The sequence below is a fragment of the Streptomyces anthophorae genome (genome assembly GCF_049310305.1).
Classification (GTDB): Bacteria; Actinomycetota; Actinomycetes; order Streptomycetales; family Streptomycetaceae; genus Streptomyces.
The window spans coordinates 5,249,118-5,262,012 of the sequence record NZ_JBLWQQ010000001.1; the positions used below are offsets into that span (position 1 = coordinate 5,249,118).

Annotated in this window: 11 protein-coding genes and 1 tRNA gene; 5 read left to right on the forward strand and 7 right to left on the reverse strand. The window is 71.6% G+C overall.

Annotation, left to right across the window (positions count from 1 at the left end):
• From ACNYS0_RS23990 to ACNYS0_RS24000, 3 genes are all read left to right on the forward strand, one after another.
• Positions 1 to 642: a GNAT family N-acetyltransferase gene (locus tag ACNYS0_RS23990; RefSeq protein ID WP_422476547.1), complete on the forward strand. Its 642-nt coding sequence runs from the start codon at positions 1 to 3 to the stop codon at positions 640 to 642.
• A gap of 171 nt (positions 643 to 813) precedes the next feature.
• Entirely contained in the window at positions 814 to 2,061 is a 1,248-nt protein-coding gene (sepX, locus tag ACNYS0_RS23995) for a divisome protein SepX/GlpR (protein WP_422476548.1), read from the forward strand.
• Between the two features lie 91 nt (positions 2,062 to 2,152).
• A tRNA-Ala gene (locus tag ACNYS0_RS24000) sits at positions 2,153 to 2,226 on the forward strand.
• Between the two features lie 109 nt (positions 2,227 to 2,335).
• Here the strand turns inward: ACNYS0_RS24000 and ACNYS0_RS24005 are convergent.
• Positions 2,336 to 2,842 carry a GNAT family N-acetyltransferase gene (locus tag ACNYS0_RS24005; RefSeq protein WP_422476549.1) on the reverse strand — a complete coding sequence of 169 codons (507 nt, stop codon included), beginning with the start codon at positions 2,840 to 2,842 and terminating at the stop codon, positions 2,336 to 2,338.
• Positions 2,843 to 2,909: 67 nt separating this feature from the next.
• Here ACNYS0_RS24005 and ACNYS0_RS24010 point away from each other — a divergent pair, with 67 nt between their 5' ends.
• Positions 2,910 to 3,710: an exodeoxyribonuclease III gene (locus ACNYS0_RS24010; RefSeq protein WP_422476550.1), complete on the forward strand. Its 801-nt coding sequence runs from the start codon at positions 2,910 to 2,912 to the stop codon at positions 3,708 to 3,710.
• A gap of 80 nt (positions 3,711 to 3,790) precedes the next feature.
• Here ACNYS0_RS24010 and ACNYS0_RS24015 read toward each other — a convergent pair whose 3' ends face one another.
• The 4 genes from ACNYS0_RS24015 to ACNYS0_RS24030 form a co-directional block, all read right to left on the reverse strand.
• The gene (locus ACNYS0_RS24015; RefSeq protein ID WP_422476551.1) at positions 3,791 to 3,973 is read right to left on the reverse strand and encodes a hypothetical protein; all 183 of its coding nucleotides are present in this window, start codon (positions 3,971 to 3,973) and stop codon (positions 3,791 to 3,793) included.
• A 111-nt stretch (positions 3,974 to 4,084) separates the two neighbouring features.
• Positions 4,085 to 4,960: an SDR family oxidoreductase gene (locus ACNYS0_RS24020; protein WP_422476552.1), complete on the reverse strand. Its 876-nt coding sequence runs from the start codon at positions 4,958 to 4,960 to the stop codon at positions 4,085 to 4,087.
• Positions 4,957 to 5,916 carry an alpha/beta fold hydrolase gene (locus ACNYS0_RS24025; protein ID WP_422476553.1) on the reverse strand — a complete coding sequence of 320 codons (960 nt, stop codon included), beginning with the start codon at positions 5,914 to 5,916 and terminating at the stop codon, positions 4,957 to 4,959. The genes ACNYS0_RS24020 and ACNYS0_RS24025 overlap by 4 nt, the downstream gene beginning before the upstream one ends.
• Entirely contained in the window at positions 5,913 to 7,448 is a 1,536-nt protein-coding gene (locus ACNYS0_RS24030) for a flavin-containing monooxygenase (protein ID WP_422476554.1), read from the reverse strand. Before ACNYS0_RS24030 ends, ACNYS0_RS24025 begins: the two co-directional genes overlap by 4 nt.
• A gap of 233 nt (positions 7,449 to 7,681) precedes the next feature.
• Here ACNYS0_RS24030 and ACNYS0_RS24035 point away from each other — a divergent pair, with 233 nt between their 5' ends.
• Positions 7,682 to 8,311: a MerR family transcriptional regulator gene (locus tag ACNYS0_RS24035; protein ID WP_422482763.1), complete on the forward strand. Its 630-nt coding sequence runs from the start codon at positions 7,682 to 7,684 to the stop codon at positions 8,309 to 8,311.
• Here the strand turns inward: ACNYS0_RS24035 and ACNYS0_RS24040 are convergent.
• Both ACNYS0_RS24040 and ACNYS0_RS24045 read right to left on the reverse strand, forming a co-directional pair.
• On the reverse strand, positions 8,300 to 9,307 hold the full coding sequence (locus ACNYS0_RS24040) for a DUF6528 family protein (RefSeq protein WP_422476555.1): 1,008 nt from the start codon (positions 9,305 to 9,307) through the stop codon (positions 8,300 to 8,302). The two genes, ACNYS0_RS24035 and ACNYS0_RS24040, sit on opposite strands and share 12 nt — an antisense overlap.
• A gap of 121 nt (positions 9,308 to 9,428) precedes the next feature.
• A complete protein-coding gene (locus ACNYS0_RS24045; RefSeq protein ID WP_422476556.1) occupies positions 9,429 to 12,743 on the reverse strand; it encodes a S41 family peptidase in 3,315 nt (1,104 codons plus the stop codon).
• Positions 12,744 to 12,895 lie beyond the last annotated feature (152 nt).

Consider the following 12,895-nt stretch of genomic DNA (forward strand, 5'->3'; position numbering starts at 1 on the left):
GTGCTGGTGGAGGGCGAAGTCGTCCTCCGCCCCATAAGGCTGCGCGACCAGCGTGCCTGGCGCGAAGTGAACCGGCGCAACCGCGACTGGCTGCGCCCCTGGGAGGCGACCATCCCGCCGCCCACGCCGAGCGGACCGATCACCCACCGCCCGACATACCGTCAAATGGTGCGGCACCTGCGCTCGGAGGCGAACGCGGGCCGGATGCTGCCCTTCGTCGTCGAGTACCAGGGCCGCCTCGTCGGGCAGTTGACCGTCGCCGGGATCACCTGGGGATCGATGTGCTCGGGCCACGTCGGGTACTGGGTGGACCAGTCGGTGGCGGGCCGCGGCGTGATGCCGACGGCCGTCGCGCTCGCGGTCGACCACTGCTTCCGGACCGTGGGCCTGCACCGCATCGAGGTCTGTATTCGGCCGGAGAACGGGCCGAGCCGCAGGGTCGTGGAGAAACTCGGATTCCGCGAGGAGGGCCTGCGTCCACGATATCTTCACATCGACGGGGCCTGGCGCGACCATCTCGTCTTCGCGCTCACCGCCGAAGAGGTCCCGGAGGGGCTCCTGAGGCGACGCCGTCGTGAGCGGCGCGGTACCGCAGGTCCGAGTGCCCCCAATGCGGTCGATCCGGGCACCCCCTGGAAATGAAATAAATGTTCGAAATTGATCGATGAGGCACCGTCAGGGGTCATTGAATTCCCCCGAAGGTCGGCCCGTTGATCACATCCATCGCAAAAAAGCTCGGATTATCAGCCAGATCGTGCGACACACCGGCTCAATTGGCGGATGGCCCCGCGTAAACCCCTCTACGGTGTGTCCGTGAGCAGCAGCGGCCTCATCTACGCAGTCATCGTCGGGGCCTGGGCCGCCTACTTGGTGCCGATGTGGCTCCGTAGGCAGGACGAGTTGAACGAAGCTCGTCCGACGGAACGCTTCAGCACCGCCATCCGGCTTCTCTCCGGTCGGGCGGGCATGGAGCGCCGGTACGCCAAGGACCTGCAGGCGCGCTCGCCCGAGTCGGACGAGCGGCGCGGCGACCCGGTCGACCCGGACGCACCCACCGAAGGGGTGGACGTCCGGGACGTCGGCATGTCTCCGTCCGGGGAGCGGCGCGCGCCGCACCCGGGACGCGAACGCCGCGAAAGCCGTGAACACCCCGATTCCGCCCGAGAGTTCGCGGAACCGGCCCACGAGCGCGCGGAACCCGCCCGCGAACCCGAACCGGCGGCCGAACCCCCGGCACCCGCCAAGCCCCGCGCCGCCCGCGCCACTTCCGCCGCCGCGGCCGAGGCGCAGGCCGCGCGCGCCCGGCGCACCAAGGTGCTCGCGCGCCGCCGCCGCACGACCGTGCTGCTCTTCGCCGCCTTCACCGTCGGCGCCGTCGTGGCCGCCGTCGGCGGCGTCGCGTTCCTCTGGGCGCCCGCGGCCCCCGCCCTGCTCCTCAGCGCGTACATCGTCTACCTGCGCACCCAGGAACGCCGCCGCTTCGCCTACGTCATGGACCGCCGCCGCGCCGAGGTCGCCGCGCAACGACTGCGCGAACGCCAGCCCCGCAGGCGGCAGCCGGCCGCGGCACGCGCCGCGGCCGAGGACCAGGAGGGCGGCCCAGCGGTCGACGAGACCGCCACCGACCCCGGCCTGGAGGCCCTCGCCGCCGACCGCCGCGCCCTCGTCGAACAGACCGACCACCAGGAGTGGGTCGACCAGCAGCGCGAACGGCAGCGCCACCCCGGACCCGGCGACAGCTGGGACCCGGTCCCCGTGCCGCTGCCCACCTACGTCACCGCCCCCGTCGCCCCGCGCGCCACCGGCGGCATCGACTACAACGCGCCCGAGACGTGGAGCTCCGCCCGCTCCTCCGCCGCCGAACAGGCCGCGCAGCAGCAGGCGCAGGAGGAGCGCGCCCAGGAGTCCGCCGCGGAATCCGCCGAGCCGGCCGCCGACGACGGCCGCAGCGACGCCCGCCGCGCCGCCTCCGCGCGCCGCTCCCGCGAGCGCGGCCGCACGCCGCTCTTCGACCAGTTCGACGACGACGCCGACGGGCGTCCGCGCGCCGCCAACGAGTGAGCCGGACCACTTCGGAGCCCGCCCGGCTGACCAGCCAGGGAACGGATTTCCAAGCACCCGGATCGGGGTGCTAGAGTTTCACTCGTTGCAAGGGCGTGTGGCGCAGTCCGGTAGCGCACCTCGTTCGCATCGAGGGGGCCAGGGGTTCGAATCCCCTCACGTCCACAGCAACGAAAACCCCGGCGGGAAACCGCCGGGGTTTTCGCATGTCCAGAGCCTCTTCTGTCCAGAACCTCTTCTGTCCGGAGCTTCTTCCGGTCGGCGCCCCTTCTGCTCAGAGCCTCTTCGCGAAGCACCGGCTCAACTCGTCGAACCGGTAGTGACCGAACTTCGCACACGGCTCGTAACCGCTCGACGTGTAGAGGGCTATCGCCTCCGGCTGCTTGAGGCCCGTCTCCAGAACCATGCGGGTACGGCCCGCCGCCCGGGCGTCCTCCTCCAGCGCCGCGAGGATCTGCCGGGCGAGGCCAAGGCCGCGCGCCTCCGGGGTGACGTACATGCGCTTCAGCTCGGCGTCGCCGTCCGCGTACCCCTCGTCGTTCGCCTCCTGGCCGCGCCAGCCGCCGGTCGCGAGCGGCGTGCCCGCGGCGTCGTACGCGATCAGGTAGAGGCCGCGCGGCGGCTCGAACATCGTCGGGTCAAGGGGCGTGACATCGCCCTCGTCGCCGTAGCGCTCCGCGTATTCGAGCTGGACGCGGTCGTTCAGCGCGATCGCGTCGCGGTGGCCGAACGAGGTGGGGCGCAGGCTGGGCGCCCCGACTCCGGGAAGCTGAATAGTCATACGGAACATCGTAACTCTATGCGGGTGCTTGCGGCTGTCCCGTCCAGTCTGCCGGTATCGTGCCGGGGTGCTGACTGTGACCTCTGTGAATGTGAACGGGCTCCGGGCCGCCGCCAAGAAGGGCTTCGTGGAGTGGCTCGCCGAGACCTCCGCCGACGCCGTCTGTCTCCAGGAGGTGCGCGCCGAGCCGCACCAGCTGCCCGAGAACGTGCGCGAGCCCGAGGGCTGGCACGTCGTGCACGCGCCGGCCGCCGCCAAGGGCCGGGCCGGTGTCTCCCTCTATACGCGGCGCGAGCCGGAGCGCGTGCAGATCGGCTTCGGCTCGGCCGAGTTCGCGGACAGCGGCCGCTACGTCGAGGTGGACCTGCCGGGCGTCACCGTCGCCAGCCTCTACCTCCCGTCCGGCGAGGTCGGCACGGAGCGCCAGGACGAGAAGATCCGCTTCATGGGCGAGTTCCTGCCCTACCTGAAGGAACTGCGCGAGCGGGCCGCCGCCGACGGCCGCGAGGTCGTGGTCTGCGGCGACTGGAACATCGCCCACCAGGAGGCCGACCTCAAGAACTGGAAGGGCAACAAGAAGAACTCCGGCTTCCTCCCGGAGGAACGCGAGTGGCTGTCCTCCGTCTTCGCCCCGTCCGACGGCGGCTACGTCGACGTGGTCCGGTCCCTGCACCCGGACGTCGAGGGACCGTACTCGTGGTGGTCGTACCGGGGGCGGGCCTTCGACAACGATTCAGGTTGGCGCATCGACTATCACGTATCGACGCCGGGGCTCGCCGGGCGAGCGGTGAAGGGCTTCGTCGAGCGGGCCGCCACGCACGACGAGCGCTGGTCGGACCACGCGCCCGTCACCGTCGTGTACGAGTAGGCGTCGGCGCCGGTGAGGCGACATGACGGGGCCCCGTCCGGATCTCCGGGCGGGGCCCCGTCATGTGTGTTCAGGTGGCGTCACTGCTGGAAGCGGTCCTTGGCCTCCTGGGCGGCGTCCTGTGCCTTGTCCTTGGCCTGGTCCATGCCTTCCTTGGCGCGGTCCTTGCCTTCCTCGGTCTTGCCCTCGGAGCCGCCCATGGCTTCCTTGGCCTTGTCCTGAAGCTGCTCGGCCTTGTCCTTGAACTGGTCAGAGATACCCATTTGATGCACTCCATGAAGGATGGGGGGTGGGCCTCGATCAGACTGACATGGCGGCCGATATGTCGCATTTCGATCAGTGACGGACCGTGGGTGGGTGTGGGAAGTCGCAGGTCAGCGGCCTCGCGAGGCCTCGTCGGCGGCTCCGCCCGCGCCCACGAGGCCCTTGGAGATGCCGCCCATGCGGCCCTCGAAGCGCTTCACGCGCTGCTGGCCCACGATGCCGATCGCCGAGGGCAGGTAGCCGCGTATGCCCTGCATGCCGCGCAGCCACCACTGCGCGTACACGTGCGGCGAGCGGCGCTCGATGCCCGCGACGAGGCGGTCGACCGCCGGGCCGAGGGGGTACGTCTTGTTCGACGGCCACGGGAGCTGCTGGCGCAGTTCGCGCATCACGTCGTCCTGGTCGGCGCCGCGCACCATGTCGGTGTCGGTCCAGGACAGGTAGCCGACGCCGACGCGGACGCCCTTGTGGCCGACCTCGGCGCGCAGGCTGTGTGCGTAGGCCTCGACGCCCGACTTGGAGGCGCAGTAGGCGGTCATCATCGGGGCGGGGGTGATCGCGGCGAGGGAGGCGATCTGGAGCAGGTAGCCGCGGGACTCCGTCAGGACGGGGAGGAAGGCGCGGGCGGTGACGGCGGAGCCGATGAGGTTGACCTCGATGACGCGGCGCCATGCCACCGGGTCGGATTCGGCGAAGGGGCCGCCGGTCGCCACGCCCGCGTTGGCGACGACGATGTCGACCTTGCCGAAGCGGTCCTTGACCTCCTGGGCGACCTGGGCCATGGCCACGTGGTCGGTGACGTCCGCGTGCCACCAGTCGGCGTCGGAGTGCAGCCGTGCGGCCACCTGCTTCAGTTCGTCCGGCTCCAGGCCGACCAGTGCGATCTTGGCGCCGCGTGCCGACAGCTTGCGGGCGAGGAGTTCGCCCACGCCGCGTGCGGCTCCCGTGACGACCGCGACCTGTCCTTCGAGACTGACCTTGCTCATGCGGCGTCTGCTCCCTTGTCCGACTGCGACTGCGACTTCACGTACTGGGTGGAGAGTTCGCGGATCTTCGATGTGACGGCGTCCGGGGCCTCGACGGGGGTCATGTGGCCGAGCCCCGCGAGCTCGGTCAGGCCCGCGCAGTCGGGCAGCGCGGCGGCGATCCGCCGGGCGTGCGCGACCGGGGTGAGCCGGTCGGCGGTTCCCGCGACGACGGCGACGGGCATCGTCAGCTGTGCGACACCGGCGTCCAGTTGGAGGTGTTCGAGCACGTGCGACCAGCCGTACCGGACCCCGCGCGGGCAGGCGTGCACGATCCGTGCGCAGGCCTCGACCTTGTCGGGGGCCGACCCCGGGCCCATCGTCGCGTACTTGAGGACCCGCTTGCCGATGGGGGTGACGGGGCCGAGCGGTGCCTTGGAGCCGAGGATCGCGCGGGTGAAGCGGGTGCGCAGGTTGCTCGCGCGCATCAGCGGCACCACGGTGGCCTCGGCGACGAGCTGCGAGCTTCCGGTACTGCACAGCAGGACGGCGGCCGCGTGCTCCTGGAACTTGGGACGTCCGGCGGCGGCCATCATCGTCATGCCGCCCATGGAGTGCCCGGCGAGCACCGCCTGTTCGCCCGGTTCCAGGGTCGCGCCGAGCACGGCCTCCAGGTCGTCGGCCAGCATGTCGGTGGTGTACGGGAGGGTGGTGGCGGCGGGGCTGCGGCCGTGTCCGCGCTGGTCGTAGACGATCACCCGGTGGTCGGTGGCGAGGGCGCGGGTCTGCGCGGCCCAGAACGCCGTCGAGCAGGTCCAGCCGTGCGAGAGCACGACGGCGGGGGCAGCCGTGTCCTCGGAGGGTCCGTGCACCTCGACGTGCAGCCGGGCCCCGTCCGCGGAGGTGACGGTCAGCTCGCGGGTGGCGACGGGCGGTGCGTACGGTCCCGTCGTGACATGGCGCATCAGGCGGCTCATGCGGCGTTCACCTTGGCCTTCTTCTTGGTACGTGTCGTGGGCGCGGCCGGCTCGGCGGGTGCGCGCACCACCTCGTACTCGCCTACGTCGACATGCCGGGTGGCGTGCCGGAATTCGGTGGTCGTGCCGGGCCACACCGTGGTGTTGACCCCGTTCTCGTCGAGGTACCAGCTGTTGCAGCCGCCGGTGTTCCACACGGTGCGCTTCATGCGGTCCTGCACGCGGTTGTTCCAGCCGGTGACGGCGGTCTCGCGCGGGGTGAGGGCGACGCGGCCGCCGAGGACGTGCAGTTGGCGCATGTAGTCGGCCAGGTAGTTCAGCTGGGCCTCGATCATGAGGATCATCGAGGAGTTCCCGAGGCCGGTGTTGGGGCCGATGACGGTCATGAAGTTCGGGAATCCGGCGGCGGTGGCGCCGCGCAGTGCCTTCATGCCGTTCTTCCACGACTGCATGAGGGTGTCGCCGTCGGCGCCGATGACGCGGTCGGCGATGGGCATGTCGGTGACGTGGAAGCCGGTGCCGAAGACGATCGCGTCGACCTCGGCCTCGGTGCCGTCGGAGGCGACGAGGGTGTTGCCGCGGATCTCGCTGAGTCCTGAGGCGACGACGTCGACGTTGGGCTGGGCGAGCGCCGGATAGTACGTGTTGGAGAGCAGGATCCGCTTGCAGCCGATGCGGTAGTCGGGGGTGAGCTTGGCGCGCAGCCCCGGGTCCTTGATCGCGCGGTGCATGTTCCGCTTGGCGAGCTGCTCGACCATGCCGAGTTCGTTCGGGTGCTTGGTGAACGCCTGGACCTGCAACTCCCGGATGCCCCACAGGAGTCCGCGGCGGGCCTGGGTGGTGAAGGGCAGCTGCCGGTGCAGCCAGCGTTCGGCCTTGGTGATGGCCCGGTCGGCGCGCGGCATCACCCAGGGCGGCGTGCGCTGGAAGAGGGTGAGTTTGCCGACCTCCTTCTGGATGGCCGGCACGATCTGAATGGCGGAGGCGCCCGTGCCGATCATGGCGACGCGCTTGCCGCGCAGGTCGTAGTCGTGGTCCCACCGCGCGGAGTGGAAGACCTTGCCGGGGAAGGTGTCGATCCCGGGGATGTCGGGTGTCTTCGGGTCGGAGAGCGGTCCGGTGGCGGAGACGACGACGTCGGCGGTGAGTGTGCCCTTCGCGGTGTCGATCTCCCACCAGAGCTTCTCGTTGTCCCAGCGCAGCTGCTCGACCTCGGAATCGAGGCGGATGTGCGGGCGCAGCCGGAAGGTGTCGGCGACGTGCTCCAGGTACTCCTGGATGCGCTCCTGTCCGGAGAACGTCCGCGGCCAGTCCGGGTTGGGCGCGAAGGAGAAGGAGTAGAGGTGGGACGGCACGTCGCAGGCGCATCCCGGGTAGCTGTTGTCGCGCCAGGTCCCGCCGACCGAGCCGGCCCGCTCCAGGACCACGAAGTCGGTGATCCCCTCGCGGCGCAGCCTGACCGCCGCGCCGAGGCCGCCGAAGCCGGATCCGATCACCGCCACTCGTACGTGTTCGTGCTCCTGCTCGGGCATCCCGGCGCCTCCCTTGCCGCTGCGACTCTGCCAGTGAACACTGGCGTAATTCGGAGAGTAGAGGCTGTACGTACTCATGGGTAGGGGTCGGACCGAGGAAAGTTACTCCCGGTACGCCCGCCCGTCGCCCGACCACCGCCCCTCAACGGGGCCCTCCGGGCCGCAGTACTTGTCATAGGGTTCCCCGCGTGGGAGGAGACGTGAAAGAAGACGTGGGCAGGCGCGAGTACCGCATGGAGGAGCTGGCGAAGGCGGCCGGCATCACGGTCCGCACCGTGCGCTTCTACCGTGAGCGCGGGCTCATCAAGCCGCCCCGCCGCGAGGGCCGCATCGCCTGGTACGACGAGACGCACCTGGACCGGCTGCGCACGATCGCCTCGCTCCTGGACCGCGGCCACACCCTCAGCGGGATCAGCGAGCTGTCCGAGGCCTTCGACCGCGGCCGCGACGTCGGCGAACTCCTCGGCGTGCAGCCCACGGAGGAGGTCCCCGTCCGGCTCTCCGCCGCCGAACTCGCCGACTACTTCGCGGACGACGTCACGCCCGAGAACCTCCAGGCCGCCCTGGATCTCGGCTACTTGGGCATCGACGGCGAGGAGATCGTGCACATCAGCCGCCGGCTCCTCGACATCTCGGCGGCCCTGGTCCGCGAGGGCATCCCGCTGGCCGACGTGCTCGCGGCGGCCAGGCGGGTGCGCGACCACGCCGAGGCGCTGGCCGCGCTCTTCACCGACCTCGTCGCCGAGCACGCCTCCGACAAGGACATCGGCCGGCTGCGCCCGCTCGCCAAGGGTGTGGTGGAGGCGGAGCTGTCCCTGGCGCTCGACCGCAGGCTGGACGCGCCCGACGGGTCACCTGGGTAGCCACCAACGGGCTTTGTAAATACCGCCGTTGACGTAACGGAAGGCCCCGGCGGGCCGGTGCAGGCTCACGGTGGTCGTCCACCACGTCTCGCCGAGCCCCTTCTCCGGCACGGTGGTGACCACCCGCCCGGTGCGCGGATCGTCCCCCACGCACTTCACGGACTTGCGGACGATCTCCGAGGCCCCCGCGAAGTCCTGTGTGAAGCCCTGGCCGACGATGTCGTACTGGAACACGGACGCGCTGGTCGTCACCCACATCCGCGCCGGCACCCCCGCCACGGGGAACAGGTCGTGTCCACCGGCGGACTTCCCCGCAGTGGCGACAGGGAGGGCCACCGCGTACTGCCGCGCCAGCGAGGGGCGTACGCGCGTTCCCTCCACGCGGTAGGCCACCAGTTCGTCGTCGCCCATGGCCCACAGCACCTCGCGCACCGGGTCCCAGTGCAGCCCGTGGGCCCCCTTCAGCTCGGCCTCCGTGTACCGCGTGGAGTGCGGGCCGAGGGAGGCCGCGTACAGGCGTACGCGCGCGCCCGTGCTGCACGCGACGGCGACGTTCCCGTCGGGGAGGATCTCGGCGGTGTGCGGGTTGATCAGGTCGTCCCCGGGGCCGAGCGCCCCGGCCCAGTACCGCCGCCCGCTCGGCCACTCGACCACGCCCACGAACCCGAACGAGGCCGTGGTCAGCACGTAGGTGCGCCCGCGATGGCGCCGCACCTTCGCCTCGCTCGGGTACACCCAGCTGATGTCGGGCTCGGTGTCCCGGTACCGGGCGTCGCCCACGGGGGAGAACGCCCAGCGCACCACGCCGGGGTCCGCGGCCGGGTCCCACACCCGTACCCGCGGGTCCATCACCAGCAGCCGCTTGCTCGCCTGTTCGGTGATGAGGACGGGCGGCAGGCCGGGGGCCGACGCCGCGGCTCTCCCGCCGCCGAGCGCGAGGCCCGCCCCGATTCCCGCGGCGCCGAGCAGGATTCCTCTTCGTGAGCCGTGCGACATGAAAGCCCCCTGGGTGAACGGCAGTTGAGCGTGACATCGCCATGTGCGCGCCCAGAATCTGTCATGCCGGGGCGGAACGGGGTAAGCCCTCCGCAGGACATTGGTCCCGCGGAGGGGCCGGTCACCGCGGCGGCAGCTGCGGCCGCCGCAGGTCCGGGACGTCCGAGTAGTCGGGCGGGGTCGTCGCGCCCTGCTCCGCCAGCAGGTTCAGCGCCAGCTCCACCGCGTCGTCGAGCTGGGCGTGGCGGCCCTCCGCCCAGTCGAGCGGGGTGCGCAGGGCCTCGATGTCGGGTTCCACGCCCCGGTTCTCGATGGACCAGCCGTACTGGGGGAACCAGGCCGCGTTCATCGGCACCGTGATCACCGTGCCGTCGCCGAGCTTGTGCCGTCCTGTCATGCCGACGCCGCCGCCCCAGGTGCGCTGGCCGACGACCGGGCCGAGCGCGAGCAGCTTGAACGCGGCGGCGATCATGTCGCCGTCCGACGAGGTCGCCTCGTCCGCGAGCGCGACGACCGGGCCGCGCGGGGCGTTCGAGGCGTACGAGACGGCCTGCGCGTTCCTCGTCAGGTCCCAGCCGATGATCTTCCGGGTGAGTTTCTCGACGACCAGCTCGCTGATGTGGCCGCCCGCGTTGCCGCGCACGTCGACGATGAGGGCGGGCCGGGAGACCTCCATGCGCAGGTCCCGGTTGAACTGGGCCCAGCCGGAGCCGCCCATGTCGGGGATGTGCAGGTAACCGCACTTGCCGCCGCTCAGCTCGCGGACGACGGCGCGGCGTTTGGCCACCCAGTCCTGGTAGCGCAGCGGGCGTTCGTCGACGAGCGGGACGATCGCGACGCGGCGGGGCCGGCCGCCGCCCTCGGCGGGCGTGAAGGTCAGCTCGACGGTCGTGCCGCCCGCGCCCGCGAGCAGCGGGTAGGGGCCCTTGACCGGGTCGACCGGGCGGCCGTCGATGTGGGTGAGGACGGCGCCGTCGCGGATGCCGGTACCGGCGAGCGGGGAGCGGGCCTTGGAGTCGGACGAGTCGCCGGGCAGGATCCGCTGGAGCGTCCAATGCCCGTCGCGGCAGACGAAGTTGGCGCCGAGCAGGCCCTGGGCGCGCTGGTAGTGCGGCGGGCCCTCGTTGCGGCGGGCGGCGGCCACGTAGGCGTGGGAGGTGCCGAGTTCGCCGAGGACCTCCCGCAGGAGATCGGCGAACTCGTCGGGGGACGCGACGCGTTCGACGAGCGGCCGGTACTGGTCGAGAACGGCGTCCCAGTCGATGCCGCACATGTGCGGCTCCCAGAAGTAGGCGCGGATGATCCGGCCCGCCTCGTCGTAGGCCTGCCGCCACTCGGCCGCCGGGTCGACCTCGTGCAGGATGCGGCGCAGGTCGATCCAGACCGTCGTGTCGTTGTCGCCCGCCTCGGTGGACGGCACGGCCTCCAGTTCGCCCTCGTCGACGACGACGAGCCGGGTGCCGTCGCCGCTGACCGCGAACCAGTCCATGTGGGCGACGAGTTGGGACTTCTTCCCCTTCACCAGGTCGAAGTGTTCGAGGGTGGGCTGGGCCGAGGGGTCGGCCGGGTTGGCGAAGGTCTCGCCGAGCGCGCCCGAGATCGGCCAGCGCAGCCAGACGAGGCCGCCGCCGGCCACGGCGTGCAGCGACGAGTACTTGGACGCCGAGACGGGGAACGGCACGACACGGTTGGCGAGCCCCTCGATCTCCACGGTCGGCGTGCCGTCGCCGCCCGCGTCCTCCACCGGGTCCAGGCCGCCCGCCGCCGTCCGCCCGTCGGGGGAGAGCGCGAAGGGCGACGGCGTCGCGGACGACAGCGGTACGAGGTAGGGGCGGCAGCCGAGCGGGAACGACAGGTCGCCGGTGTGCACGTCGTAGACCGGGTCGAAGCCGCGCCAGGAGAGGAAGGCGAGGTAGCGGCCGTCCCGCGTGAACACCGGGTTCTCGTCCTCGAAGCGGCCGTTGGTGACGTCGACGACCGTCGCGGTCTCGGCCTTGGGCGCGCCGAGCGCGGTGGAGCCGCCGCCCCGGTTGATCCGGGCCATCTTGATCTGCCGCAGCGAGCGGCCGATGCCGGGGTGCGACCAGGTCAGCCAGGCGCCGTCGGGGGAGAAGGCGAGATCGCGGACGGGGCCGTTCGTGGAGCGGATCAGCTCGGTGACGGTGGGTTCCTCCAGCGGTGCCTCGCCGCCCTCGTCCTCGCCGACGTCGATGAGGAGCAGTCGCCCGTCGTTCGAGGCGACCGCGAGGCGTTCGCCCGCCGGGTCGGAGACCAGCTCCTGGACGCGGCCGAGCTGCCCTGAGGCGAACCGGCGCGGCGGCCGGTCGCCGCTGGCCCGTGGCAGGTAGGCGATCTCGACCGCGTCCTCGCCGTCGGCGTCGGTGACGTAGGCGACCTGCCCGCCGGAGCCCAGCATCTCGGGCAGGCGCACGCGCACGCCCGGGGTGTCGGCGATGGTGCGGGCGGGGCCGTCGCGGTGCGTGAGCCAGTACAGGCTGCCGCGGACGACGACGGCGCTGGCCCGGCCCGTCTCGTCGACGGACAGCGAGTCGACGTGGTTCGCGGCGGGCACCTGGTAGCTGCGGCGGCCCGCGCGCGGACCGCCGAGCCGGACCCGCAGCCTGCGCGGCGCGGAGTCGGCGCACAGCGAGTCGAGGATCCACAGGTCGCCCGCGCACTGGTAGACGACGCGGCTGCCGTCGGTCGTGGCGTGCCGGGCGTAGAACGAGTCGTGGTCGGTGTGGCGGCGCAGGTCGGTGCCGTCGGGGAGGCAGGAGTAGACGTTGCCGATGCCTTCGTGGTCGGAGAGGAACGCGATGCGGCCGTCCACGAACATCGGGTCGTCGAGATGCCCGTCGAGGTCGGCGAGGATGCGCTGCCCGTGCACCCAGAGCCGGCCCTGCGCGCCGCCCCGGTAGCGCTTCCAGGCGGCCGGCTCGTGCGGCGGCGTACCGGTCAGCAGGAGGGTCTGCCGCTCCCCGTCGATGTCGGCGACCTGGATGTCGGAGACCGGGCCCCAGGGCAGCTTGCCGCCGGGGGAGCCGTCGGTGGGGACGCTGTAGGCGAAGGTGAAGTACGAGAACGGTTCGCCGTGCGAGGCCACCGCGAGGATGTCCCCGTCGGGCGACCAGCCGCGCACCTGGGTGTCGACGCTGCCCCAGTACGTCAGGCGTCGCGCGGAGCCGCCGTCGACCGGCGCCACATGGATCTCCGGGTCGAGGCTGCGCCACGTCGTGTACGCGATGTGCCGGCCGTCGGGGGAGAAGCGCGGGTGGCTGACCTTGGTGCGGTCGACGGTGACCCGCCAGGCCCGCGCCGAGCCGTCGAGCGGCGCGACCCACAGATCGTCCTCCGCGGCGAAGCACAGCCGCTCGCCGCTGATGTGGGGGAAGCGCAGGTACGCCCGGCCGTCGGCAGCATCGGATTCCTCAGTCACCTCAGTCACCTCCTCATGCTTTTCCGCGAGGCGGGCTCCGGCAACCGGGACTCGCTGAGAAGGGTGGCCGGGACCGGTGTGGCGCAGCGCACGTACGAAACCGTTTCGTTTCGCTAGCGGGCAGGGTACTTTTATGGCGTACGCATACGGAG

Bases quoted from the DNA above. Each gene is read 5' to 3' on its own strand.
- ACNYS0_RS24035 (WP_422482763.1), top strand. From the start codon at position 7,682: ATGGAGGAGCTGGCGAAGGCGGCCGGCATCACGGTCCGCACCGTGCGC.
- ACNYS0_RS24020 (WP_422476552.1), bottom strand. From the start codon at position 4,960: ATGAGCAAGGTCAGTCTCGAAGGACAGGTCGCGGTCGTCACGGGAGCC.
- ACNYS0_RS24030 (WP_422476554.1), bottom strand. From the start codon at position 7,448: ATGCCCGAGCAGGAGCACGAACACGTACGAGTGGCGGTGATCGGATCC.
- ACNYS0_RS24025 (WP_422476553.1), bottom strand. From the start codon at position 5,916: ATGAGCCGCCTGATGCGCCATGTCACGACGGGACCGTACGCACCGCCC.
- ACNYS0_RS24040 (WP_422476555.1), bottom strand. From the start codon at position 9,307: ATGTCGCACGGCTCACGAAGAGGAATCCTGCTCGGCGCCGCGGGAATC.
- ACNYS0_RS24005 (WP_422476549.1), bottom strand. From the start codon at position 2,842: ATGACTATTCAGCTTCCCGGAGTCGGGGCGCCCAGCCTGCGCCCCACC.
- ACNYS0_RS24015 (WP_422476551.1), bottom strand. From the start codon at position 3,973: ATGGGTATCTCTGACCAGTTCAAGGACAAGGCCGAGCAGCTTCAGGAC.